Here is a 24255-nt window from a genome sequence, read left to right on the forward strand (position 1 = left end):
CCGGAGCCGCTTCCGGATCATTTGCCGGCGGCGATTGCGTTGTGGTGATTTCCATGATACTGTTCGGGACAACGCGGCTTGCCGCCGCGTTTCCCCGTCGCCGCGGCGATTGGAATAAATCCGGCCGGCAAAGGACGTTTTTTTTTCCTGAAAACAACGTAGAGGCCAGTTGAAATAGAGGTTGTTCGATGAAAAGGTTGATGAAAAGATGGTTCCAGGCGGTGGTGCTGTGCAGTTGCCTGTCCGGCGCGTCGGAAACGCCGGCACCGGACACCGTCACGGTGATGTCTTACAACATCTGGTATACTTTTGATGAACAGAGGCAGTTTGAAGCCGCCGGCCGCTGGCTGAAGGAAATGAATGCCGATGTCCTCGGCTTGGAAGAGGTTTGTTATGCCGATGAAGCAACCTTCCGGCAATGGGCGAAAAATTGGGGATACGATTATGCCGAAATCCTCAAGCCCGGCACGATGTCGGTCGCGTTGTGCGCGAAGCGGCCGATCGAGGTGATCGAGAAGCGGACGGAGGATATGCACCACGGGCTGATTTTGTGCAAGGTGGATGGTATTTATTACCTGGTGACCCACCTGTCGCCGTTCCGATACGAGATGCGCCGGCGGGAAACCGGCATCATCGCCGGTTTGCTCAAACCGCTGCTGGCAAAAGGCGGGAAAGTCATCGTCATGGGGGATATGAATACCCCTTCGCCGGTCGACGCCGGTCACGTCAACGGCAATCCGGCGCTGTTGAAAACCTACCGGGACATCGACGAACAGCATCCCGATTATGTCAAAAACCTGGAAAACGGCCAATATGAATTCGCCGCGTTTCAGACATTGCTGGATCTGCCGTTGATCGATGCCGGCACCGTTTTTCCGTCGTCGCCGGCCGTCGATACCTATCCGACCCTGGCCGGAGTGCCGGACCCGGCAGAAAAGAGCCGGCAAAGCCATCGGATTGATTTCATTTTGCTCAGCCCGGGATTGTCGGCGCAGTTGGAATCCTTCGAAACGGTCATCACGCCGGAAACCGAGACCTTTTCCGATCATTATCCGGTCAAAGCGGTCTTGAAACGACAATAAAAGGAAAAAATTCATGTTGATGCGTTTGTTTTTGTGGGTTGTCCTGCTGGCCGTTTCGCTGTCGGGCCGGGCTGAATTTCCGGTCAAGGCGGCGTTTCTGGTCGGGCCGGAGCGTTACCATTCCGAGTTGGGAGCGTTGACGGAACAATGGGAGATCGAACTGTTCCAGAACCGACAACTGGCGGAATTGTCCGCCCGGCTGTCGGAATTTCAATTGATCGGCTTCGGCACTTTGGCCAATTATTATGACCCGGTCTCGCTGGCGCCCTATGCCACCGCCTGGCAAGCCTATCTGGAAGCCGGTGGGGTTCTGGTCATCTGGGACGGCAATTACGACAATTCGACCAATGATCTGCTGACTGGTTTCGGCGAAACGTTCCGGTTGGGCCGGGGATTGTGCCGATTGAAAGAGTACATCAATCAGGCGCCGCCGGTTTCTTTTGCCGCTGCCGGGACCCTGTTCGATCTGCCTTATTCGCTGCGGGAGATGCTTGGCCGGCGGCTCGGCACCTGGGGACATTTCGAAACGTTCGATGGCTACGAACCCTGGATGCGCTGTGATGAGGATTGTGCGATCATCGTCCACCGCCGGATCGGCAAGGGACATTTGTTCGTCACGACATTGGCGGATTTTTCCGCCAGCGACAGCCGCAAGGATTTGCAGCACCTGTTGCAGAATATTCTATTGTATTGCCAGCAACAGAGTACCGGCTTGGAAGTGGCGGCCGTTTCGGCGACCCGAAACACCGAAGTCCTGCAATTGTCCGGCCGACTGGTCAACCGGACGGACGAACCGGCGGAGCTGACCGGGCGGATTGCTTTGCTGCTGGGCAAAAGGGTTTTGGCGTCCGAATCGTTTCAGCAACATTGTTCCGCCGGCGAGTCGGCGGATTTTCAAGCGTCCTTCCCGCTGCCGGCGCCGGGCGGGTACCGATTGGCACTGCAACTGGCCGTACCCGGCGAACTGTCGGCCGCCGTGCCGGTGACTGTTCCGGAGCCGCTGACGCTTTCAACCCATTGCCGGTTGATCCAGCCGGCGATTCAAGCGCAGGTCCCTTTCGGCTGCACGGTGGAAAATCCGGCTGCCGAACTCAATTTGACGGTTGACGGCCAAACAACGGTTGATTTCCGTCGGCGTTCTCCGTCACTGATCGAGGTTGATTTGAGCGGAGTGCCGGCCGGCGAACATCGTTTGACCGCGATTGCCGGCGATGACCGGGCGGAATGCCGTTTTGAGGTTCTGGCCCGGAATCCGCGGTGTCATGTTGACGGCCGATCCAATTTCGTCCGGGACGGTCAGCCGCGCTTCCTGCTCGGGATGTATCATGTCTCCTGGGAGCAGAGTGCCGAAAACCGGTTGGAATGCTTGCATTTTGCCGCCCGGAATCACTTTAATTTCCTGCATGTCAGTTGTAAAAAAGGAGAGGATTTGCGGCCGTTCCTGACCGCGGCGGCGGAGCAGGGGATCATGGTGACAACCGAAGGAGTCGGCCGGGAACAGATCGCCGCCTGGCGGGAAGCGCCGGCGGTGATGGCCTGGAATGTCATGGATGAGCCGGAAATCTACGATTTGAAACCGGCCGATTTGCGGAACGATTACCTGCATTGGCGGCAAGTCGATCCGGAACATGCCGTCTATACGGTGCTGATGCGGCGGGAGTCAATCCGTTATTTCATCGACTGTGCCGATTTGATCGGTCACGATCCATATCCGGTTCCGCAGGCGCCGATTGCCGAAGTTTACTACAACCTGGCGGAACTGGCGGACGAAGCCGGCCGGTATCGCCGTTGCCCGGTCGGCGTGCTGCAGGCGTTCGGCGGCGATCAGAATGACGCCCGGTTCCGGGCGCCGACGCCGGACGAATTCCGCAATATGACTTATCAGGCGTTGGCGGCCGGCGTCAAAGGCATTATTTTTTACACCTACATCGACGGTGATTTCAAATTGACGGAACATCCGGAGTTGCTGGAAGCCGTACGGCAGGCGCCGTCGGAAATAAAGGAATTGGAGCCCTTTTTACTGAACGGCGAATATCGCCGGTTGAAGACCGGAGACCCCGACATTTTTGCCTCCGAATGGCGCCTTGGCGGCCGGCGGTTGACCATCACCGTCAATTCCGGCCGTCAACCGGCCGGAGGGCTGGAACCGCTGGCGGTCGACGTGAAGATCACATCGATGGAATCCGGCGGATAACCGATATTTTTTTAAGCTTGAGATCGGGGAAATGACGGGAAAATGACGGATTAAAAAACCGTCATTTCTGAACTTTAAAACTGATTTTCCGGCAGTACCGGCAAAGAAATGACGGTATTTTCCAAGATGGCGTTGGCCGGTTGATCGATTTCTTCCGAATCCGCCGAAACACCGAAACGGACGCTCGGATCATCGGTCAAGCCGCCGAGCGGGACACGCAGTACCGTTCCGACCGACGGTATCGGCGAGAGGGTTGCAATGAGAATATTGCCGTCGAGAGTGGCGTGCCGCAAAATGTATTGCCGGCCGCTTTCGTCGGTCAAAAGACGCTGCCGCATTTTTTCCGGACTTGAGGAGCCGAGCCGCTGATCGAAAATCAACTGGAGCGATTCTCCCTGACGGCGCAGTTCTTTTAAAACCGGCGGGGCGGTGAAAACTTCGCTGCGAAGAGCGAATTCATAATAAGTCGTGGTCGCAACGCCGGCGGCTTCGCAAGCCTGCAAGAATGTTTCTCGCCATTCCGGCTTCCGGCGGGTGGCCGCCTGCGAGCCGAAGTCGGCCTGCAGGCCGATGGCCACGTCCGGATCCGTCAGATTTTGCCGCTGTATTTTGCCCACCAGTCCGGGAATGATGCCGCGGTCGCTGATCACGCAATAGTAAACGCCGTCGAATCCGTTGACCCGCAATTCGCTGGCGATGCTTTCGTTGGAGCGGTTCCGGTAATAGGCGAAGCCGGTATCGATCTGGACGGAATGGGCGTGCCTGAGCCGTTCGACCCGTTCCTGTTTTTTCTCCGGCGTGTCGGCAAACGGTTCCTCATAAACGATGCTGTTGTTGTCGCCAAGATCCATCAAAGGCGCATTCGGTCATTGTAATCTCCGGCATACATGGCGGTCGCCAGTGAAATCTGTTTCAGATTGTTGACGCATTTGATCGATTGCGCGGCTGCTTTGGCCTTGCCCAGCGCCGGCAACAGCATGCTGGCGAGAATCGCAATGATCGCGACAACAACGAGAAGTTCAATCAATGTAAATTTTTTCATTCCTTTACCTCTTTTTTTACTGGTTGTTGTAAATCTGCTTCATGCGGCTTTTATAATAATTCAAATAATCGTCATAGAGCTTGACGGTGGATGCGCCGCCCGGCTGCAGACGGGCATCCGGCGCATTCATCAGGCCCGGATATTGGTAACAGAGAATTTTTTCAAATCCGGTGAAACTGGCCAGCTCTCCGATGATCTGCTCCAGCGGCCGCGGATACAGAGCCTGATCGTCGGTGAACAGGAAAATTTCCATATCCAGCCACAGATGAGCGCCGTTGGCGTCGGCAATTTCCTGGAAAAGAGCGATTGCCTTTTCCGGTCCGATGTCCTCCGGCGGCATCCGGTGAAAACCGAACGGGCAGATGATGTCCAGTTCCGCCGCCAGTTTTTCCCAATGCGCGCGTGCGGCCGGCACTCCGAAACAGTTCGGCGCCAGCATGACCGGCAGCGTCGGGTCGAAACGGTTTTTCCACTCCCGGAACTCCCGGAAAAAAGTGACGATCTCTTCGGCGGTGTTTTTGCCGTAATGCAGATTGCCGAACACTTCTTCGGAAATATACCAGCCGTAGAATGAACGGTGATGGCCGTAGCGCTGCCAGAGTTCGGCGGCGATTTGCCGGTGCCAGTCCAGCGAACCGGCGGTGAAATCGAACCAGGCGTACATCCCGACACCGGGCAGCACGGCCATGCCGCATTCGTCCGCCGCCGCCATGATCGCTTCGACCGGATCGGCGCAGGCGACCGGCATACGGCCGGGAAAGAGCGCCGACGGGTAAAAGGCTTTGCCGGCATAACCTTGCCGCCCGATATGGTGCTTGCCGTAATAATCCTGATTGCGGAACAGTTCCTGCAGAATGATGACATTCAATCCGGCCCGATGCATGTCGTGCACCAGCCCGGTCCAGTCTTCGGCGGTGAATCGCCGCAGCTCCGGATTCCACAACCGTCCCTCCTGTTCGCTCCAGTGATAAAGGCCGCACCAGGCGCCGTCGATCAGACCGCTGGAACGGGTCGGCGTATCCAGCACATCCAGAACCGTTTCCGCTGAACCGAACGATTTTCCTGCCGGGGATACCGCTTCGGCAAGAATCCGGTAACGTCCGGGATGGTCGCTAAAGTCCAGTTTTATCGTTCCGGACTGCCAGGTGCCGCTGGAAACCGGCCGGCCGGCCGTATGCCGGCCGGCAAAAACCTCGCCATCCCGGCAAACCGTAATACGAAAATCAAGCGCCGCTTCGCTTTCCGCCGCCAGCCGGACATCAAGCGGCACGGTGGCCGTCACCGGGGAAGGAGGCAATAATTTCATCGATAATTTCATAATTTTTGTGAACCCCGCCTGGTTGGTTTCATCATTCAAGCCCCGAACGAATCCTTCTTGCAAGGCGCGGTCGTCGCGCGCACCACCAACGGCGCATCCAGCAACCGCGAAGCCGTCGCTTTGCCCTGCAGCAAGTCGAGCAGCATATTGCCGGCCAGATGGCCGATCTCTTCTTTCGGCTGGGCGATGGTGGTCAACGGATAGAGCAATTGTTCGGCTGCAATTTCAAGATCGTCGAAACCGATTACCGACAAATCTTCCGGAATCCGATATTCCATTTTCAGCGCCGCCCGGATTGCCCCCAGCGCCGCGTAATCCGAAACGGCGAAAAGGGCGGTCAATTCCGGCGCCCGGGCAAGCAGGCGGTGCGCCGCCGTTTCGCCGCCCAGGATCGACATCTGCCCGTCTTCGATATATTCACGGCTCAATTCGTATCCGGCCTTTTTCAATTCGTCGCAGAAACCGGCCTGCCGCTGCCGGATGGGAAGCGGTTCGTCCTTGTGGCAGATCAGGCCGATCCGGCGATGGCCGAGCTCCAGCAGATGACGCGCCGCCGTCCGGGCGCCGCGATCGTTGTCCACCATGACGAAATGACTGCCCACCTCGGGAAGATGGTCCATGATTTGCACGACCGGCATCGCCGCGGCCAGTTCACAATAATCCTCGATCAAATCCTTGCCGGGAGTAATGACGACGCCGTCGATTTTGCGTTTCAGCAAATGCCGGAAAGCCTGCCGTTCGTTTTCGATACCGGGATAAAAATTGGCCAGAATCAGGGAAAAATCCCGCTCGAAAACCACATCTTCGATACCGGCGATGATGTTGGCGAAAAAACTTTTATTGATATAGGGAACTACCGCGCCGATCAGATAGCTTTTCCGCATAACCAGCGATCGGGCGACGACGTTCGGCACATAGTCCAGCTCCCGGGCGGTTGCCAGAATTTTTTCCCGGGTCGCCGCCGACAGCCGGCCGGTGCCGTTGATGCCCATCGAGACCGCCCGGCAGGAGATGCCGAGACGGCTGGCAATGTCTTTCAGCGTTGCCGGTTTTGCGGCGGGAAACATTTGTACCGGACTCCTTCCTTAAGCAATGGCTTTCACCGTTTTAGTTGCTCCATCGTTGAATCACATTTAAATTATAGCAAAAAACGGAAGTAAAGTCAATAGCGGAAATCATTTTTTTTGAAATTTTGCTCCATCGTTGAACCGCATGGATCGTTTCCGATTGTTTTTCTCCGTTCTCCGAAGTTTTTTTCGGTTATGACGGTTATATTATTGCAGTCGGGGTCCGGCCGGCCGGCAAGAGAGGGGGAAAGCGTGTCTGGATTGTTGCGACGGAATTTTGTCAGAATTTAATTGATTAATTGTAAAATTGTTATATTGTAATGAGCAAAAATGACGGATAAATGACGTTCCATTTTGTTTGCGAAAAAATCACCGGGGCGGAGGAGAAACACCATAATGATCGGTTGGAGGAATACAATCATCGGCAAAATCGGCATCGCCGAAAAGAACGGCGCCGTCAACCGGCTTTTTTTCGAGCGGATGGTTCCGGCGGACGAATCCGCCGGTGAAAGCGCATTATTGCAGGAGGCGTTCGACCAACTGAATGCTTATTTGCGCGGAGCACTGCGGCAATTCTCATTGCCGCTGGCGCCGGAAGGGACGCCGTTTCAGCAACTGGTCTGGCGGCAACTGGGACGGATCCCATATGGGCAGACGGTCACTTACCGGGAATTGGCCGTTCAGATCGGCCGTCCTGAAGCGGTCCGGGCGGTCGGTGCCGCCAATGGGCGCAATCCGATTTCGATTTTCATCCCGTGCCACCGGGTGATCGGCAGCGACGGCAAACTGACCGGTTATCTCGGCGGCCTGCCGCTCAAACGGCAGTTGCTGCAATTGGAGGCGGGACGGATTCCGGATTTCAATTCGTCCCGGTAGTCCGGATGCTGAACTCCGGCCGTTCCGGTTTACGACAGCAATTTCTGAAGTTCAGCGACCGGAACATCGCGAACCCGGCAACCATGACGCGCCGCCCAGGCCGCCGCCGCTCCGGCTCCGACACCGATGGCCATCGCAATGCGCATCACCCGGCAGCTTGCCAACGCTTCGTGCGAGGCGCTGATGCAGCGGCCGGCCAGCAACAGACCGTCGACCCGGCGCGGCAACAGCACGCCGAACGGAATGTCGTACGGTTGGACGCGGTCGGCGGTGCCGGTATCGCCGTCCGCCTGGCCGCCGCCGGACGGATTGTGGATATCGATCGCGAATTGCGCCCGGTGAACGATCGCATCGGCGAATTTCCGGCCGGCCAGACAGTCGGCCTTTTCCAGGCGGGCGATCCCCTCGAACCGGCGGGTTTCGCGGACGCCGATTGCTGCCGGCATGGCGGCGACATGAACATTTTCATAACCCGGCAGCGTCCGGCGCAGGAAGTCGGTGATGCGGAAGGCCTGTCGCCGCCCTTCGATCTCCGCCCGGGTCAGATCGGCGGAACGGCAGCCGTCCAGGTAGTTGACCTGCGCCGCGTTGACGATGCTTTCTGTTGGGCGGATGGCGTTGTAAAGGCGGATTACCGTAACCATTTCCGGCAGCTCGCCGCGTCCGGCCGCCTCTTCGACGATCGCCTCCCAACTGCGGCCGCCGACGGTAAGATGGCGCGCTTCCAGTTCCGAACAACAGGCAAACCGCCTGCCCGGATCGATGCCGCCGATCGTGTACATGATGCTCATCGGCTGGGTCAGCCGGTCGCTGTCGCGACCGGATTCGAACGGTACGCCGGCCAGAAAGGCGATGTCGCCGTCACCGGTGGCATCGATGACGCACCGGGCGTACACGTCCCGGAAGCCTTCCCGGCATTTCAGTTGAAGGCCGCCGCCCCGGTTGTTGTCGCCGAGCGGCTTTATGACCGTGGTGTGCAGCAGGATTCCGACCCGCCGGGCGGCGAGGAGTTCATAGAGATCAAGGTCCATCCGGCTGAAATCGGGACAGGTACCGCCGATGGCGGAGAGAATTTCGTCGACCATCCGGCTTTGGACCAATCCCATCAGCGGTCCGACCAGCGATTGAATTGCGGTGCCGCCGAGCCGCCCGGTCTGTTCGACCAGCAGCACTTTTGCTCCCATGCCGGCCGCGGCATAAGCCGCGCCGATACCGGCCGGCCCGCCGCCGGCGACGATGACATCGAAATTTTTGCCTTCGTTCATGAAAACCTTATCTTTTCATTTTGTTTTTTATTGAGTTACACACTGGTAATGTAGTGTGAAATCAATGACTTTCAAATGGTGTTCACAGAATCTAAATTGTGTCATATATCAATGTAATACAAGTTCCTTTGGTCTTTTTTTAAATTTCGGTTTTTTATAAAAATTCGCATAATGACCCTTGGGTTTATGTCATTTTACTATCGAGCAAGATACGCTGCGAAAAACAAAGGCGGTCACCAATGCGCGAAGGCGTTATTGCCGGGTGAGCAAATCGCCGAGAGCCAGACCACCGCGGCCGGATTCGAAAATTGTTTTAAGTTCCTCTTTGGATAGCGCCCGATTCCACATTGCGAAATCATCGAGTTTGCCGCCGTAATTAAAAGGATATTGACCAGTACCATCCTGGCCAAGGTGCCACGGCATGCCGCTGATTAATTCGGCGCGGTCGGCCGGCGCGTTAATAAAATAAAGCGTGCCGTTGGTGCTGCCTTGAGAAAGCTGTAGTGTCTGATTGGCATTTAAGGTGACCGCAAGAAACATCCATTGTTCTGGTTCGATGTCAAATTGCGCCATATCGACCCGCTGCTGGTTAGCCAGTCCGAGGTTGAGGCCGATCCCTGGTTGGCTAGCGTATTGCGCCTGTTTGGCGGCAATCAATGCGAAGCCAGGCTGCGAACCGTCGCGCCAGTCCTTGTTGGAAATCAGCAGCGCGTCGCCGAGCTGTTCCGGTGGCATTTTCACCCACATCGATATGGTGAATTCCTGCCGATCAGCAAAATAAGTCTCCGAACCGACCAGTTCCACATATTCGTGAATGCCATCGCTGCGGGGGAGCTCCAGCGCACCGTCGAATTTGCCCGGTTTGACGTTACTTTTGACGTAAGAGCCGACCTTTTTCAGTTCGGTTGGAGCAATGGCGTTGGTGAGCTCATCGGCATCGAAATCACAGTAGACGAGCAAGCCGTCAGATAGTTTATGAGGCGTTTGCGGCTGAATTTCACAGCCACGTGCCACGCCGTCGAAGGGATAGTCGGTCGGATTCAAACCGAAGTGGGCGAGCACGGTTGGTGCTACGTCATAATTATGCGGCGTACCGGCAAGGAATCCCTGCTCGACTGTTTTGCTACAGACCAGAAACGGAATGGTATGTGCATTGCCGTCGGTTACACCATGGCCTCTGCTGTAACCGCCATGGTCGGAGGTGATGATGATGATCCAATCTTCGGTAGCAAATTCGGAACGGGAAGAGATTGCGTCGAGCAGATTGCCGATATAACGGTCACACTGGGCAATGTTATATAAATAGGATGCAGAGTGCGGATAGAAGCCTTCGCTGTGACCGGCGTCATCAGGCAAACTTATAAAAAGCAACGTCATGTCGCCGCCATTTTTCAAAAATTCAACCGTTTGGCGGTTATTTTCCGCATCGTCGTTATAGTGATATGCGATGGCGTCCGAACCACCCCTGATTGTTCCTGATTCGTTCCAAGAGTAAAAGAAAGCGGTAGACAATTCCGGGCGGGCTTGCCGGAGATATTCCAGAAAAATCGGATAATGTTCGTAGTCACCGTCCTTCGTCTGGTCATTCTGGAATACTCTGTTTTTGGCAGCGGTGACGCCGGTAGCGATGGCGGCATGGTTGGGGCCGCTGACGGGAATGCTTTCGGCTTGGGCCCTGGCGTGATCCGCATAAGCGCCATGGTAACCGGGCTGCCATTCGCCTGCTATCAGTTTGTCGATATTTGGCGTTACCGCAGCGTCAAAGACATCGGCCCGGGTGCCATCCAGCATGATGACGAGAGCCTTAGGGGTTCCGGCCTTCAGTGGCAAAACGCCACCAAAGGTGAGGCTGCCGGCAAGCGCAGCCAGACAGTAAAAATTGAATATTTTCATATTATATTCTCATATTGACTATTTTTTCGTTTGAATACAATCAAAGATGACTTTGTGCAAAATTTTCTGAAATACACTTGTAATTCCCGACACTGCCAACAGCGTTGCCGGGAAAAATTCATATCTCATTTGCAAGTCTTTACAATACTTATTGATTGCCTTCCAACAGGTTTTGGTCCAACTTCCCTGTGAAAAAATTTTCTCCGTCCGGCCGGGGGCGCAGAATGATCCGGTCGACGAAAAGGGAAGCGCCCTGATCGGTCTTCAATGGCGCCAGGTAAACGATCATCCGCGGCCCGACTTCGACGTCTTCAATGGTCAACCAGTGGTAACCGCCTTTCAATTCCCCGAATGAATAGGTCGTGGAACGTTCGACCCGGCGCGTCCAGTCATGCAATGCGACCCGGGCGACCGGCGTGTCGTCGGACAATTCCCCTTCGGCGCGGACGCTGACGAACACATCATAATGCGGTATGGCTTCTGCCGGATCGGCCGCCGACCAGTCGGGCAGCCACAGATCGAAAGCCCGGTCGGCATGGTTGTCCGCCGTCCGCAGCGCTTTTCCGTAAGGCGAAGCCGGATCGTCGACGGTAAACGACCGGCTGCCGGGTTTTTCCTGTTCGAAATCATTGACCGAGAATTCGAACCAGGCGTCATCCGGCACTCCGGCGCAGAATTCCGGCACATCGCCGGACCGCCGAAGAAAACGCGGTCCGGCCAGCCGGCGCGGCATTTTCCAGTCCATCAGGCTGATAAGGTTCGCCTCGTTGTAGTTGGTGACCCGGTTGGCTTCGTAAATCGCCCTGATCTCCTTCCAGAGCTGGAGATTGTCCCGGTACTGCTCCTCGGACAGCGCCGGGTTCCAGCCGCAGGATTCCGCCGAGGTCAGAAAAGCGACTTCAAACGGCAGCCTGGCCCGGCGCAGCCGTTCGAGATACACCTGCCGCTCCGCTTCCGGTTCGGCGGCCAGCAACTGTTCCATTTCGGAGAAGGCCCGGAGAATTTCCTGAATCCGTTCATAGGAGAGCCAGTCGTTGGCGTCAAAGCGGTAACAGCCCAGCGACAGTCCGGTCGCTTCGAAATCGTCGCAGAGTTGATCGGTGATTTCCAGCAGCCTGGCGCCGACGGCCGGCGAATAGTAGCCGTCCAGGAATTCCCGCATCAATGCGCGCTGGTCGAGCTGCGGATTCCACAGCAGATGGCCGACAACCCAGCCTTTCAGCAGGAAATCGCCGCAGTTGCCGGTGCCGACGTCGCCCTGGGAAAAGACGGCCGCGACATGGTTGTCGGCATAAAGCCGGATGTTGTCGCCGAGGAACCGGATATTCGGATGGGGGATCATGAAATTGGTATAGTTGCCCAGATAGTCCCAGATCGCCAGTTTGTCGGCAATTTGCGGCCAGGCTTTCAGGTCATCCCGGAAGTCCGCGTTGACATCGGAGTCGTACGACCGGGAAAAATCGTTCAGGAAGGCGCACAGCCGGATCAGTACGTTGTCGCGCACTTTCAACTTCATCGGGGGATCCTGGGCGAAAAGGTAGGCCAGTGTTTCAATCAACACATCGGGATACTCTCCGGCGATCGCTCCGGCGACTTCATTGACTGCCGACACCACCGGCGCGGCCGGGGAACCGCCTTCGGCTTCCAGCGCCCGGCAGTCGTCGCATTGACAGCGCAGCCAGCCGTCCATATGGTCGATGGCGATAATCCGGGCGTCCGGATGCTTCCGCAGAATATTGCGGACGACCTCCGTCAGTTCCCGGCGCATTTCCGGATTGGTCCAGCACAGTTGTTCCGGGTTGCGTTTGCCGGATTCATCCAGCGCATACCAGTCCGGATGTTCCGCGAAGTAGCGGTTCGGCGGCAACAGGATCGTCGCCGTGTGGCAGAAGCCGTTCTGGTATTTGACCTTGCCGCCCCATTCCGGCGGAATCGCCTGATAATCGCCATTGCTCTTCAGCTTGGCGGCGAAGGCCGGATTGGTATTGGGATCGGTGAAATAGGTTTCCCGGCTGAAAAAAGGCGGCGCATAACGGTAGGCCAGGTTGTCCGGCAGTTCGAGCCGGGGAGTCGATGGCACCGACTCCTCACGGGCGCTCCAGAAACGGACGCCCCAGAAATCCTCCAGCAGCGTGTAGACGGCATAAAGCGTGCCGCGCGGCCGGTTGCCGCTGATGAAAAGATTGCCGCCGTGCACCGTCAGCAGAACCGAATCGGCCTTGTCGAGCCATTCGGCGTCAAGTGCCGGGTCTTCGGCCAGCGCCAGAAATTCCGGCGTACAGCCGAGCAGGATATTATGGCCGCTTTTCCGGGGTGTGTTGACGATCGGCAGCTTGACGCCGGCCAGTTGCTGAATGTATTTCTGCAGCTCGCCGGCGGCGGTCTTTTCCGCCGGGATGGCGTCAGCCGCCACGACGATGACATAATCGCTTCTGCCGTCTTTGACGATTTCCAGCGCCGCCGCGTTGCCGGCCAGCGACAAGCTGCCCAGCAGCAGCGCCATGGAGAACCCTTTTCTGAAACCTTTTCTCATGGGAACCTTTCAAATATTTTGTTGCGTACCTTTGATGTTCGTAATAAATTTATCCACGCCGATGACGACCGTGGAAACTGATTTTGCGTTTGCCTTCCCGGTCGTTGGACAAGGAGGGCAAACGCGATGTACTTTCTAATCTGCACAAACCTCAGGATATTATCCTTGATCGTCCGGAAGATATTCCGGATCATTTGTCGGTGCGGAGATTCCACCACGGATAATCGTTCCATTCCACGAATTGCTGTACGCTGTTTGTACTGACATGACCGTCATACCAAACAATATTGAGTCCGTTGCCCCGGCGATGACGCATCGCGTCGTCGACGAATGCTTTTTCATAGGCGTTGCCGTACATCAGTAAAGTGTATTCGTGTGCCCGGGTACCTTCCCAACCTTGCGAACCGTCAGCCAGCATGTTGAGTGTCGACGGGCCGCCTTTGGAAACCAGCGAGCTGGTGATCGCCTTGTAATAATATCCGCCATCGTAATAGCCGGCGGTAAAGCCATACAACAAACAGAAGCCGTAGCCGGTGTAATTATAAGCAGTGCTGGTTGTGAAGGCTCCGTCGTTCGGTCCCGCTCCCCAGCTTGGACATTGCAGCACTTTGCTATTGTCTGAAATAAAGCCTTCATCGGCCAGCAAGTCGGTCCAGAAGCCAAATTCATCTCCGGGAGCCAGACACGGCGTGTAGTAGTCGCTATTGCTGTCGGCATACATGATTTCGGCCAATCCCAGTTGCTTGAGGTTGTTGACGCAACTGATGTTTTGGGCGGCGTCTTTGGCTCGGCCAAGGGCCGGCAACAACATGCTGGCAAGAATTGCAATAATAGCAATCACTACTAAGAGTTCGATAAGTGTGAATTTTTTCATTTCGTACATCCTTTCTGTTCTTGTTCTGTTTTCTGTTTCGTTAATTGGTGCTTTTCGATATTTTTGAGATGCTTTAACGTCAAAGCAATTTGGAAAAATTTTTTATGGCGGACCGGTCGTCGCCCGGACCATCAGCGACGTATCCAGCAATTGCGAGGAAACATCCCGGTCCTGGAGCAGATCGAGCAGCATATTGCCGGCCAGCCGGCCGATCTCCTCTTTGGGCTGGGCGATCGTCGTCAGCGGGTAGAGCACCTGCCGGGCGGCAAGTTCGAGATCGTCGAACCCGATGATCGACAGATCCCTGGCAATGCGGCGGTTCAGCTTCAACGCCGCCTGAATCGCGCCGAGGGCGGCGAAGTCCGAGGCGGCGAACAAGGCGGTAATTTCCGGCGCCCGCCGAAGCAGCCGGACGGCCGCCGCTTCGCCGTCTTCGATCGACATTTCGCAGTCTTCGAAGTATTTTTTCGGGATTTCGAGACCGTTGGCCTTCAATTCGGCCAGAAATCCCAGATGGCGCTGGCGCATCGCCACACAGCCGGTATCATGGGTGATCATGCCGATGGCGGTATGGCCGAGCTCCAGCAGATGGCGTACGGCGGTCCGGGCGCCCCGGTAGCTGTCAACCATGACGAAATAATCGCTGACAGCCGGCAGGTATTCCATGATTTGAACGACCGGCATCGTCGCGGAAATGGCGCAGTAATCATCCTCCAGCTCCCGGCTCGGGTAGATGATAAGCCCGTCGATTTTGCGCTTCAGCACCCGCTGCAGCGCCCGCCGCTCATTGTCCGTTCCAACGTAGAAGTTGCTCAGCAGCAACGAAAAATCCCGGTCGTAAGTGACGTCTTCGATACCGGCGATGATGTTGCCGAAAAAGCTGGTGTTGATGTAGGGAACCACCGCGCCGATCAGATAACTCCGCTGGGTGACCAGCGACAGCGCCGCCGTGTTCGGCACGTAGTTCAATTCCCGGGCGGTAGCCAGAATTTTTTCCCGGGTCACCCGCGACAGGCGGCCGGTGCCGTTGATTCCCATCGACACCGCCTGGCAGGAGATACCCAACCGGCTGGCGATATCTTTGATGGTCACGGATTTTTTGGTTGCGGTGAGCACGGTTTTCTGGTCCTTTCGGAAATCTACGAGTTTTGATGATTTGCTATAACGTTAAACCACAATGAAGATTATAGCAAAACTTTTTCGGAAAGTCAATAGCCGGAAAGAATTTTTTTGAAAAAAATTGATTTTTTACCATGAAAAACCATCCATACCGCCTGAATTTTTCCGCCAATGGCGCGATATTGCCAGAATGGTGTCCGCCTGCCGGCGGAACTGGTTTATGCAGAAAATTCGCCTGCGGCATGTATCAGGTTTCCGGCGGAGTCGATTTCCGCCGGGCTTCCCGGCGGTAGAAATCGGCCATGTTCCCGTCGCCGTCCCCGGCATCGGCCGCCGGCTTGTCCGGGATTTCCGGCTCGGCGGCCGTTTGCCGCCGCCCGGCCAGCAGCAGACCGAGTTCGAAGAGCAGCCAGGTCGGAATGGCCAGCAGCAGTTGGCTGATGACGTCCGGCGGCGTCAGGACGGCTGCCAGAATCAGGATCAGCACGATGATATAGGGCCGCTGGCGGCGCAGCGTCGAAGCCTGGACGACGCCGAATTTGACCAGCAGCAGCACGAACAGTGGAAATTGGAACATCAGGCCGAACGCCAGCATCAGCCAGCCGGCCAGGTTGAGAAAATTGCTCAATCCCAGCACCGGTTTCAACTCGGGCGTCGCGAAACCGGCGGCGAAGCGCATGACCATCGGCAGAATCACGCCGGCACAGAAGGCGACTCCCGCCAGAAACAGCACGGAAGAGAAAACGATGCCCCACTTCAGCGCCCGCCGTTCTTTTTCGTAAAGTGCCGGCAGCAGAAAACGCCAGATTTGCCAGGCGCAGTAGGGATAACCGAGCGCCAGCGCCAGGATCAGCGCCAGCTTCAACCGGGCGATGAAAACCTCCATCGGCGAAAAAAAGCTCAGCGCTCCCAGTTCCGGCGGGCAGCTCCAGCGAATCAGCGCATCGATGCAGTAAGAGGTCAGCCAGTAGCCGACCGGATAGAGCAACGCCGCGGCGGCGACGCAATGCAGCAATGCGTTCCGCAGCGCTTCCAAATGGGAAATAAACGATTGTTCCGGCGCGTCAGGCATCTTTCTTCGGTGAATCGGTTCGGGATTGGTCGTCGTTTTCCGCCCGCTTTTCGGCGGCGTCCATCAGCTCCCTGGACTCCTTTTCCAGCGAATTTTTCGCTTTTTTGAATTCATAAGAGGCCCTGCCCAGCGCCCGGGCCAGTTCCGGAATCCGTTTGGCGCCGAACAGCAACAGGACGACGACCAGGATTAAAATGATTTCTGTGGCTCCGATGTGCATGATTCATACTCCTTGGGTGAATGATTCAAATGATAGTCTGCCCGGTTTTCAGGTAAAGGTCCATGCTGCCGGAACGGAATCCTTCCAGATCCAGCGCCAGGTAGCGAAACCCCAGTCTTTTGAGTTCGCCGGCAATTTCCCGGCGCTGCCGCCAGAATTCCGGCAGTTCCGGTTCGTCGATCTCGATTCTGGCGACCTCGCCGTGCAGGCGGATTCGGACGATCCGGAACCCGCGTCGTCGGATCGCTTCCTCGCCGGCTTCCACCAGTTGAAAACCGGCCGGCGTCAGTTCGGCGCCATAGGGGAAACGGGTGGCCAGACAGGGCGCGGCCGGCCGCTGCGCCACCGGAATCTCCAACCGTTCCGCCAGGCTCCGGATTTCGTTTTTGGCGATGCCGAGTTCGGCCAGCGGGCTGAGCACCGCCAACTCCTGCAGCGCCCGCCGGCCCGGCCGGTACTGCTGCAGATCGTCGAAGTTCGTACCGTCGAGCAGGTGTTGCAGTTCCGCCTCATCCGCCAATTTCCGCAGCGCTTCGAACAACTGCTTTTTACAACGGTAACAGCGGTCCGGCGGGTTGCGCCGCAATTCCGGATCGGCGAAACCGTCGACCGTCAGAATCCGGTGGCGGACCCGGCAGCCGGCGGCCAGCCGGCCGGCCAGCGCCACATCGGTTCCGGGTTGGAAATTCGATGCAAAGGTGACGGCCAGCACCCGATCCGGCTGCTGCCGGGCGAACGGCGCCAGCAGCGCCAGCAGCAGCGCGCTGTCGACACCGCCGGAAAGAGCCAGACAAATTCCCGCCGGAATGCGTTCCGCCAGATAGCGCCTTAATTCTTCCAATCGATCGGCGCCGACATTTTCCTGCCTCATAATGTTCCTTTCCGGCGAAATCAGCGATCCTGCCGGGCCGCTTCGGTTTGCGCCTCGCTGTACAGCGCCGGAAAGGCGATACCGGTCGCTTCGGCCAGCCGCTTGACACTCTCGTATTCCGGATAATAGAACGATTCGTTGCCGAATGTGCATTTCTTGACCGCCACCTCGCCGCCGGGGAGCTGGACGGTTCGCGATTCCCGCCTCAGACAACTGCGTTCGACCCGGTAGCGCCGGATGCCGATCGTCGTCGTCGTCCGGAAAATCACCGCCTCCAGCGCAGTCAGGTCGGCGGCGTCGGCGATGACCCGCAGCAGCCAGCCGGGCCGATTTTTCTTCATGAATACCGGCAGATAGTGGACATCCAGTGCGCCGGTCGTGAACAATTGCTCCATGGCCAGCCCCAGCGCCTCGCCGCTGCAATCGTCCAGGTTGGTTTCCAGAATCCATTTGCCGTCGTCATCGCCGGCCGCCGGTGGGGCGGTCGCTTCCAGCAGCATCGCCCGCAGCAGATTCGGCCGGCCGAAATCGCGTTTTCCGGCTCCCAAGCCGATTTTGCGGATCGTGAAATTCTCCGGCCGCGCCGGCCGGTTGCGCAGCGCGGCGGCGATGGCGGCGCCGGTCGGCGTCACCATCTCGCCGTTGACTTCGGTGATGGCCAGCGGCAACTGGTAGGCGGCGGCGATTTCCGCCACCGCCGGCACCGGCACCGGCAATTCGCCGTGCTGACAGCACACGAAACCGCTGCCTTCAGTCAAGGTCGAAACGACCGTTTCTTCAATGCCCAGATCGTCGATGCAGACCGCTGCCGCGACGATGTCGACGATCGAGTCGATGGCGCCGACTTCATGAAAGTGAACTTCGTCGACCGTCACTCCGTGCGCTTTGGCTTCCGCGACTGCGACGATATGGAAGATTTTTTTGGCTAGGGCGTTGGCCCGGGGCGACAGCGCGCCGCGGTCGATGATGGCCTGAATGTCACGCCAGTTCCGGTGGACATGGCGGCGGCTTTCCGGGTCGTGGTGATGATGGTGGTGATGGTCGTGGTCGTCAGCCAGCGAGACCGTGAAATCGCAGGCGCGCATGCCGTGGCGGCGGACGGTGGAGACGGTGTAGGAATAGCCCGGCAATTGCAGACTCGCCAACGCGCGGTCCAATTTTTCGCGGTCGGCTCCGAGGTCGAGCAGCGCCGCGACGGTCATATCGCCGCTGATGCCGGAATGGCACTCCAGATACAGAATCATATTTCCTTCTTTCGGTTGATCAAACGATTGATTTGACCGGCCAGATAGCCGGCGCCGAAGCCATTGTCGATATTGACCACCGCCATCCCTTCGGCACAGGAATTCAACATGGTCAGCAGCGGCGCGATACCGCCGAACGACGCTCCATAACCGACCGAAGTCGGCACCGCGATGACCGGGACTTCCACCAACCCGGCCAAAACACCGCCCAGCGCCCCTTCCATGCCGGCGACGGCGACGATGGCGCTGGCATGGCGAATCGTTTCCAGCCTGGCGAACAGCCGGTGAATGCCGGCGACGCCGATATCGTAGACGCGTTCGACCCGGCTGCCGAAGAATTCGGCCACCTGCGCCGCCTCTTCCGCCACCGGCAGGTCTCCGGTTCCGCCGGTGCAAACGGCGACCAGGCCGACTGCGGCGGCCGGCTGCTCCGGCGCGACGGTCAGTACGCGCGACACCGGATCGAAGGCGGCGAGGGGGCACGCCGCTTTCACCGCTTCAAATTGCGTTTCGGTCGCCCGGGTGCCGAGCACACCGGTACCGGCGGCCTGAAAATGACGGACGATTTCGACCAATTGGCCGGCCGTCTTGCCGGGACAATAGATCACTTCGCCGTAGCCGGTGCGCAACTGGCGGTGATGGTCCAGTTTGGCGAAGCCCAGCTCTTCAAACGGCAGTTGCCGCAGTCGTTGCGTTGCTTCGTCGATGGACAACCGGCCCTCTTTCACCTGTTGCAGAAACTGTGGAACGTCCATATGCGATACTTTCGATTTGGTCAGATCAGCCATTCGCCGCCGGCCTGGTCGGCCGGAGTTTCGACTTTCGGCGCATTTTCCCGGAAGAATTGAACCGGGTCGGCCGCCTCGACCTGAATCGGCACCGGAAATACCCGGATCGCTTTGACCGGCCGGACCGGACAGGGGTATTCGCAACTGCCGCAGCCGATGCAGAGCTCTGCGGTCAACTGCGGGATTCTGACCCCGGCAGCGCCCGCTTTCATCCGCAACGCCCCGGTCGGACAATGCTCGGCGCAAGCGCCGCAATCGGTACCGTCCTGGACGGCGACGCAGCAGGATGGATCGAATTGAGCCAGCCCGATCCGGCAACGCTGCTTGGCGGCCAGCGTCAGCGGCAGCAGTGCCCCGGTCGGACAGACTTCTCCGCAGCGGTTGCAGTTGAATTCGCACATGCCGCGGTCGAATTCCAGGTGGATGGCTCCGTGCTGAATGCCGGCCGGCCGCAGGACGTTGCCGCGGCAATTGGTGACGCAAAGCTGGCAGGAGGTGCATTTCGAGGCGAACCGCGCCGCCGAACCGGCTCCCGGCGGATAGATGGAAGTTGCCGTTTCCGGCTGCAGCCTGCTTCCGGGCCTGGCTGCCCAGCCGGCACCGGCGCCGAGCAGCGCAAGGGCGCCGACCGTGCCGCCGACCAGAAAGTCACGGCGGGAAGGATCGATAGTTGACGCCGCTCCGGCCGGTCTGCCGTAGCGGATGGCGCGCGGCCGGCAGGCGGCCAGACAATTCAGGCAGCGCAGACAGCGTTCGTTGTCGAGCGCGCCGTTGGCCGGATCGATGCAGCCGGCCGGGCAGACCTCGACGCATTGGCCGCACTTGACGCAACGCTCGGTCAGGCGCAATTGCAGCAGGCCGCGGGCGGAACAAAGCCCGAGCAGCGTGCCGACCGGGCAGATGGCCGTGCAGTAGAACCGCTTGCGCCAGAGCACCAGGGCGAACAGCGCCGCCAGCGGGATCAGCCCGGTCAGCAGCGACAGCAGCGTCACCGGCCGGATGATCAACATCCGGTCCGGGAACAGCCAGTTATACAACTGCGTGTAGAGCGGGGAAAACACCGCGGCGGTGATGGCGCCGAAGTTGGAAAATGGTTCGAGCAGCCGGAAGGCAATCGCCCAGCCGCCGATCAGCAATCCGAAGGCCAACGCGGCAATGCCGTAACGCAGTTTGCGGTAATTCGGCACCGGATGTGCCCGCCGCCGGGAAAGCCAGCCGAGGAAATCCTGCAGAATGCCCAGCGGGCAGATCACGGCGCAGTAAAAACGGCCGAACAGAAAAGTGCCGGCCAGCAGCAGCAGTGCCGCCGCCAGAATGCCGATCGAAAATGCCGCGAACAGCCGGGCGATGTCGGCGCCGAGCTGCAGCGCCAGCAGACCGGCCAGCGCCTCCATTCCGGTTCCGAAAGCCAGTGCGGCCAGCAGGATCGAGATGGTTGCGACGACGATGCGCCCGTAACGCGGCAGCCGTTCTTTGCGCATACGGTCAGACCTCCAAGCGGATGACGTTCAGCTTGGCCGGATCGGAGAAGCCCAACCCCATTTTTTCCGCCAGTTCGATATACGGCACATTCGCCAGTGGGTAGCCGATCAGTTTGGTCGCCATCGCGTCGATGGCGACGATATCGCGCGACAGCAATTGATATTGCAGCAGCCGGACATCCTCGGTGGAGACGCCGCGCGGGCCGTTGGAAACCATAATCCGGTAGGCGTCGACGATATTCAGATCCGGCTGCCGGTAAAGAACGGCGTCGGCGATCGACTGCGGCAGGTTGTTGCCGTGCATGAACTGCCGGTTCCAGACCAGCCCCATGAAATTTTTCATCGCGGCGGTCATCTGGGCGCCGCCGTGGTGCTTGAGAATCGGCACGTTGATAAAGACGTCGGCGTCGAGGATCGCCTGGTGGATTTTGGCTTTTTTCATGCTCAGCGCCGCCGGGCGGTCCACTTCGCGGTAATGCGATTCCAGATGAGCCGGCAGCATCTTGCCGCCGGCATCGGTGACGGCTTTCTCAATGCCGCTGTTTTTATAACAACTGCTCCATTCGTTACAGGTGTGGTCGAACACTTCCACCCCGGAAGCACCGGCGGCCAGCGCCTGCCGGACGATTTCAGCGACCAGTTCCGGATTGGTGTTGGCCGCCTCCTCCGGGGTGCGGTCCCAGCCGATATTCGGCTTGACGACGACGCTCTGGCCCGGCTTGACGAAGGAAGCCATGCCGCCCAGCGCTTCAATGCCGCGCCGGAACATTGCGACCGGCTCGCCGTTGCGGACGGCCACCAGATCGGTTTTTCCGGCCGTTTCCGTTTCGGAGGCAATCAGTTTGCCGCCCGGCAGTTTGGTGGCGATGGCGGCGAAGGCGGCAGTGGCGGCGGCGGTTTTCAGAAATTCACGTCTGTCCATGGTTTTACTCCTCGCAGGTTGTTTTGCTGACAATCGGGCAAACACCCTTGTTCCGGTCGCATGACACCGGAACAAAAGAAAAATATCCGTTTGGAAGATATTTGTCAATACTTTCAACCACATTTTGGTGAAAATAACTTTGCAAAAACATTGGACGAATTGTATAATCAAACGGATGGTTCCGGTCCGGAGCATTTTCGGCGCCGGGCCGGATCTTCGGCATGAAAAAATTGAAGTCCGTTTTTGGGAGAACAGACCATGACATTAGATGACACGAACCGGGTGAGCACCCGGGTGGAACCGGTTTGCGGCCGCGAAGTTCCGCTGCTGGGATTTGGCGGCATGCGGTTGCCGACTGTGGCGGAAGGCAAAGAGGAAATTGACGAAGCCAAGGCGTTGGAGATGGTCGATTATGCCTATCGGCATGGCGTCAATTATTTCGATACCGCCCGGCCGTATCACGGCGGGTTGTCGGAGCCGTTTTTCGGACGGGCGTTGTCGCGTTATCGGCGGGAAAGTTTTTTCCTGGCGACCAAGATGTCGAGTTGGATGATGAAGCAGCCGGCCGAAGCGGAGGCATTTTTCGACGCGCAGCTCGAAAGCTGCCGGACGGAATATTTCGATTTTTATCTGCTGCACTCGTTGTCCAGCCAGGCCGACTATGAAGCTTTTTATGAAGCCGGCGGCGCGCTGACTTATCTGCAGCGCCAGAAAGCCGCCGGCCGTATCCGCCGCCTGGGTTTTTCCTTTCACGGTTCGATTGCCTTCCTGGAGTATCTGCTGGCCAAACGGCAGTGGGATTTTGTCCAGATTCAGCTCAATTATCTCGACTGGGATTTGCACGAGGCGAAACGCCTGTACGAGTTGCTTGAAGAGCATCATGTGCCGTGCATCGTCATGGAGCCGGTGCGCGGCGGCGCGCTGGCCGGGTTGAACGCCGAGGCGGCGGCGGTGCTGCGGCAGGCGGCGCCGGACAGCAGCACTGCTTCCTGGGCGATCCGGTTTGTCGCCTCGCTGCCGAATGTGCTGACCGTACTGAGCGGCATGAGCACTCTGGCGCAGGTCGAGGACAATGTCCGGACGCTGGCTGATTTCCGACCGTTGAGCGCCGTAGAACATGAGGCGCTGCGAAAAGCGCTGCAGCTTTATTTGCTGGGACGGCCGATCCCCTGCACCGCCTGCCGCTATTGCCTGCCCTGCCCGTTCGGCGTGGACATTCCCAAAGTCTTCGCCGCTTACAACGAGGCGGCCGGCGCGGAAGGAATACCGGATTTGGCGGCGCCGCGCGATGAATTGTTCCAGCGCCGCAAGGAGGGATTCCTCTGGCGCTGCAACAGCATCCCGGAGCCGAACCGTTCCTCGCACTGTACCGCCTGCGGCCATTGCGTCAAAGCCTGTCCGCAGCAGATTCCGATTCCGGATAAGATGGCGCAGATTGCCGGGTTGATTCAGGCGCTGCAATGATCGTCAGCGCCAGCCGGCGGACCGATATCCCGGCCTTTTTCGGCGACTGGCTGTTCCGCCGGCTGGGGGATGGTTACTATCTGGTCCGCCACCCGCGCAATCCGCAATTGGTGCGCAAAGTGACGTTGACGCCGGAAGCGGTCGACTGTCTGGTGTTCTGGACCAAGAATCCGCAGCCGCTGCTGGAGCGCTTGCCGGAACTCGACCGGTGGGGGAGACCCTATTATTTTTTGTTCACCCTGACGCCGTATGACCGGCATATCGAACCGCATTTGCCGGCAAAACGTGAACTGCTGCGCTGCTTTGCCGCGCTGGCGGACCGGATCGGGCCGGATCGGGTCGTCTGGCGTTATGACCCGATCCTGTTTGCCGGGCCGATCGACAGCGCCTGGCATATCGGACAATTTTCCCGCCTGGCGCGTCAATTGGCGCCGCATACCCGGAAGTGCATCATCAGTTTTCTGGATCTGGTGCCGAAATGCCGGAGCCGGATTGCCGGTATCGGAGGTTATGATCCGGCGGATTCGGTAAAAATCGAACTGGCCGGACATCTGGCGTCAATTGCCGGAGCATATGGGCTGCCGGTGGAAAGCTGCGCCGAGCCATTGCCCCTGGCTGCCGGCGGGGTTCAGCCCTGCAGTTGCATCGACCGCCGGCTGATTGCCCGGCTCTGCGGCGCCGAAGTGGCGGCGGATAAAGACAAAAATCAGCGCCGGGAATGCGGCTGTCTGGAAAGTCTGGACATCGGCGCGTATGATACTTGCCGGCACGGGTGTTTGTACTGTTATGCCGCTTCCCGTCAACTGCCATTGGATGATTGCGATCCGGCTTCGCCGTTTTTAAGCGGCAACGCCCGGCCGGATGACCGGATTGTCGCGGCCCCGACCGGGAGTTGCTTGTGTTTTCAGCCGGATTTAGGAATTTAACGGC

General features: G+C 58.2%; 20 protein-coding genes and 1 pseudogene. 5 read left to right on the forward strand and 16 right to left on the reverse strand.

The annotated features are described in order from the left end of the window. Positions 1-200: 200 nt before the first annotated feature. Both HWX74_RS06830 and HWX74_RS06835 read left to right on the forward strand, forming a co-directional pair. Entirely contained in the window at positions 201-1082 is an 882-nt protein-coding gene (locus HWX74_RS06830) for an endonuclease/exonuclease/phosphatase family protein (RefSeq protein WP_176012833.1), read from the forward strand. Positions 1083-1095: 13 nt separating this feature from the next. Beyond that, complete coding sequence (locus HWX74_RS06835) at positions 1096-3276, forward strand: hypothetical protein (protein ID WP_176012834.1); 2181 nt, start codon at positions 1096-1098, stop codon at positions 3274-3276. Positions 3277-3350: 74 nt separating this feature from the next. Here the strand turns inward: HWX74_RS06835 and HWX74_RS06840 are convergent, their stop codons facing one another. From HWX74_RS06840 to HWX74_RS06855, 4 genes and pseudogenes are all read right to left on the reverse strand, one after another. Beyond that, the gene (locus HWX74_RS06840) at positions 3351-4127 is read right to left on the reverse strand and encodes a hypothetical protein (RefSeq protein ID WP_176012835.1); all 777 of its coding nucleotides are present in this window, start codon (positions 4125-4127) and stop codon (positions 3351-3353) included. A 14-nt stretch (positions 4128-4141) separates the two neighbouring features. After that, positions 4142-4318: pseudogene (locus tag HWX74_RS06845) on the reverse strand (type II secretion system protein); the annotation flags it as partial. A gap of 16 nt (positions 4319-4334) precedes the next feature. Beyond that, positions 4335-5624 (reverse strand): DUF4434 domain-containing protein, encoded by a 1290-nt coding sequence (locus tag HWX74_RS06850; RefSeq protein WP_176012837.1) that lies wholly within the window; start codon positions 5622-5624, stop codon positions 4335-4337. A 47-nt stretch (positions 5625-5671) separates the two neighbouring features. After that, positions 5672-6703, reverse strand: coding sequence for a LacI family DNA-binding transcriptional regulator (locus HWX74_RS06855; protein WP_176012838.1), 1032 nt, complete (start codon positions 6701-6703; stop codon positions 5672-5674). Between the two features lie 396 nt (positions 6704-7099). Between HWX74_RS06855 and HWX74_RS06860 the strand changes: the two genes are divergently transcribed. Further along, positions 7100-7579: a methylated-DNA--[protein]-cysteine S-methyltransferase gene (locus tag HWX74_RS06860; protein WP_176012839.1), complete on the forward strand. Its 480-nt coding sequence runs from the start codon at positions 7100-7102 to the stop codon at positions 7577-7579. Positions 7580-7608: 29 nt separating this feature from the next. On the opposite strand, the gene HWX74_RS06865 is transcribed toward HWX74_RS06860, so the two are convergent. The 12 genes from HWX74_RS06865 to HWX74_RS06920 all read right to left on the reverse strand — a co-directional run bounded on the left by HWX74_RS06865 (position 7609) and on the right by HWX74_RS06920 (position 21861). Then, a complete protein-coding gene (locus tag HWX74_RS06865) occupies positions 7609-8844 on the reverse strand; it encodes an FAD-dependent oxidoreductase (protein WP_176012840.1) in 1236 nt (411 codons plus the stop codon). Between the two features lie 252 nt (positions 8845-9096). After that, the gene (locus tag HWX74_RS06870) at positions 9097-10737 is read right to left on the reverse strand and encodes an alkaline phosphatase family protein (RefSeq protein ID WP_176012841.1); all 1641 of its coding nucleotides are present in this window, start codon (positions 10735-10737) and stop codon (positions 9097-9099) included. Positions 10738-10885: 148 nt separating this feature from the next. After that, positions 10886-13270, reverse strand: a complete 2385-nt coding sequence (locus HWX74_RS06875; protein WP_176012842.1) for a DUF4838 domain-containing protein — start codon at positions 13268-13270, stop codon at positions 10886-10888. A 190-nt stretch (positions 13271-13460) separates the two neighbouring features. After that, positions 13461-14153, reverse strand: a complete 693-nt coding sequence (locus tag HWX74_RS06880; protein ID WP_176012843.1) for a type II secretion system protein — start codon at positions 14151-14153, stop codon at positions 13461-13463. 93 nt (positions 14154-14246) lie between these two features. Continuing rightward, positions 14247-15236, reverse strand: a complete 990-nt coding sequence (locus HWX74_RS06885; protein ID WP_176012844.1) for a LacI family DNA-binding transcriptional regulator — start codon at positions 15234-15236, stop codon at positions 14247-14249. 274 nt (positions 15237-15510) lie between these two features. Beyond that, entirely contained in the window at positions 15511-16335 is an 825-nt protein-coding gene (tatC, locus tag HWX74_RS06890) for a twin-arginine translocase subunit TatC (RefSeq protein ID WP_176012845.1), read from the reverse strand. Next, positions 16328-16555 carry a twin-arginine translocase TatA/TatE family subunit gene (locus tag HWX74_RS20455; protein ID WP_217704881.1) on the reverse strand — a complete coding sequence of 76 codons (228 nt, stop codon included), beginning with the start codon at positions 16553-16555 and terminating at the stop codon, positions 16328-16330. Before HWX74_RS20455 ends, tatC begins: the two co-directional genes overlap by 8 nt. Before the next feature lie 25 nt (positions 16556-16580). Continuing rightward, positions 16581-17426 (reverse strand): ATP-dependent sacrificial sulfur transferase LarE, encoded by an 846-nt coding sequence (gene larE, locus HWX74_RS06900; protein ID WP_176012846.1) that lies wholly within the window; start codon positions 17424-17426, stop codon positions 16581-16583. A 20-nt stretch (positions 17427-17446) separates the two neighbouring features. Next, positions 17447-18670 (reverse strand): nickel pincer cofactor biosynthesis protein LarC, encoded by a 1224-nt coding sequence (gene larC, locus HWX74_RS06905; RefSeq protein WP_176012847.1) that lies wholly within the window; start codon positions 18668-18670, stop codon positions 17447-17449. Further along, on the reverse strand, positions 18667-19425 hold the full coding sequence (gene larB, locus HWX74_RS06910; protein WP_176014554.1) for a nickel pincer cofactor biosynthesis protein LarB: 759 nt from the start codon (positions 19423-19425) through the stop codon (positions 18667-18669). The genes larC and larB overlap by 4 nt, the downstream gene beginning before the upstream one ends. Before the next feature lie 20 nt (positions 19426-19445). Further along, a complete protein-coding gene (locus tag HWX74_RS06915; protein ID WP_176012848.1) occupies positions 19446-20939 on the reverse strand; it encodes a 4Fe-4S binding protein in 1494 nt (497 codons plus the stop codon). A 4-nt stretch (positions 20940-20943) separates the two neighbouring features. Then, positions 20944-21861, reverse strand: a complete 918-nt coding sequence (locus HWX74_RS06920; RefSeq protein ID WP_176012849.1) for a DUF362 domain-containing protein — start codon at positions 21859-21861, stop codon at positions 20944-20946. Between the two features lie 258 nt (positions 21862-22119). Here HWX74_RS06920 and HWX74_RS06925 point away from each other — a divergent pair, with 258 nt between their 5' ends. Beyond that, complete coding sequence (locus HWX74_RS06925) at positions 22120-23325, forward strand: aldo/keto reductase (protein ID WP_217704883.1); 1206 nt, start codon at positions 22120-22122, stop codon at positions 23323-23325. Continuing rightward, on the forward strand, positions 23322-24251 hold the full coding sequence (locus tag HWX74_RS06930) for a DUF1848 domain-containing protein (protein ID WP_176012850.1): 930 nt from the start codon (positions 23322-23324) through the stop codon (positions 24249-24251). The genes HWX74_RS06925 and HWX74_RS06930 overlap by 4 nt, the downstream gene beginning before the upstream one ends. Positions 24252-24255: the final 4 nt, after the last annotated feature.

It is taken from the genome of Victivallis sp. Marseille-Q1083, assembly GCF_903645315.1.
Classification (GTDB): domain Bacteria; phylum Verrucomicrobiota; class Lentisphaeria; order Victivallales; family Victivallaceae; genus UMGS1518.

Excerpts from the sequence above, each read along its gene's own strand:
- HWX74_RS06830 (WP_176012833.1), top strand. The coding sequence starts at position 201 with ATGAAAAGATGGTTCCAGGCGGTGGTGCTGTGCAGTTGCCTGTCCGGC.
- HWX74_RS06835 (WP_176012834.1), top strand. The coding sequence starts at position 1,096 with ATGTTGATGCGTTTGTTTTTGTGGGTTGTCCTGCTGGCCGTTTCGCTG.
- HWX74_RS06840 (WP_176012835.1), bottom strand. The coding sequence starts at position 4,127 with ATGGATCTTGGCGACAACAACAGCATCGTTTATGAGGAACCGTTTGCC.
- HWX74_RS06850 (WP_176012837.1), bottom strand. The coding sequence starts at position 5,624 with ATGAAATTATTGCCTCCTTCCCCGGTGACGGCCACCGTGCCGCTTGAT.
- HWX74_RS06855 (WP_176012838.1), bottom strand. The coding sequence starts at position 6,703 with ATGTTTCCCGCCGCAAAACCGGCAACGCTGAAAGACATTGCCAGCCGT.
- HWX74_RS06860 (WP_176012839.1), top strand. The coding sequence starts at position 7,100 with ATGATCGGTTGGAGGAATACAATCATCGGCAAAATCGGCATCGCCGAA.
- HWX74_RS06865 (WP_176012840.1), bottom strand. The coding sequence starts at position 8,844 with ATGAACGAAGGCAAAAATTTCGATGTCATCGTCGCCGGCGGCGGGCCG.
- HWX74_RS06870 (WP_176012841.1), bottom strand. The coding sequence starts at position 10,737 with ATGAAAATATTCAATTTTTACTGTCTGGCTGCGCTTGCCGGCAGCCTC.
- HWX74_RS06875 (WP_176012842.1), bottom strand. The coding sequence starts at position 13,270 with ATGAGAAAAGGTTTCAGAAAAGGGTTCTCCATGGCGCTGCTGCTGGGC.
- HWX74_RS06880 (WP_176012843.1), bottom strand. The coding sequence starts at position 14,153 with ATGTACGAAATGAAAAAATTCACACTTATCGAACTCTTAGTAGTGATT.
- tatC (WP_176012845.1), bottom strand. The coding sequence starts at position 16,335 with ATGCCTGACGCGCCGGAACAATCGTTTATTTCCCATTTGGAAGCGCTG.
- HWX74_RS20455 (WP_217704881.1), bottom strand. The coding sequence starts at position 16,555 with ATGCACATCGGAGCCACAGAAATCATTTTAATCCTGGTCGTCGTCCTG.
- larE (WP_176012846.1), bottom strand. The coding sequence starts at position 17,426 with ATGAGGCAGGAAAATGTCGGCGCCGATCGATTGGAAGAATTAAGGCGC.
- larC (WP_176012847.1), bottom strand. The coding sequence starts at position 18,670 with ATGATTCTGTATCTGGAGTGCCATTCCGGCATCAGCGGCGATATGACC.
- larB (WP_176014554.1), bottom strand. The coding sequence starts at position 19,425 with ATGGACGTTCCACAGTTTCTGCAACAGGTGAAAGAGGGCCGGTTGTCC.
- HWX74_RS06915 (WP_176012848.1), bottom strand. The coding sequence starts at position 20,939 with ATGCGCAAAGAACGGCTGCCGCGTTACGGGCGCATCGTCGTCGCAACC.
- HWX74_RS06920 (WP_176012849.1), bottom strand. The coding sequence starts at position 21,861 with ATGGACAGACGTGAATTTCTGAAAACCGCCGCCGCCACTGCCGCCTTC.
- HWX74_RS06925 (WP_217704883.1), top strand. The coding sequence starts at position 22,120 with ATGACATTAGATGACACGAACCGGGTGAGCACCCGGGTGGAACCGGTT.
- HWX74_RS06930 (WP_176012850.1), top strand. The coding sequence starts at position 23,322 with ATGATCGTCAGCGCCAGCCGGCGGACCGATATCCCGGCCTTTTTCGGC.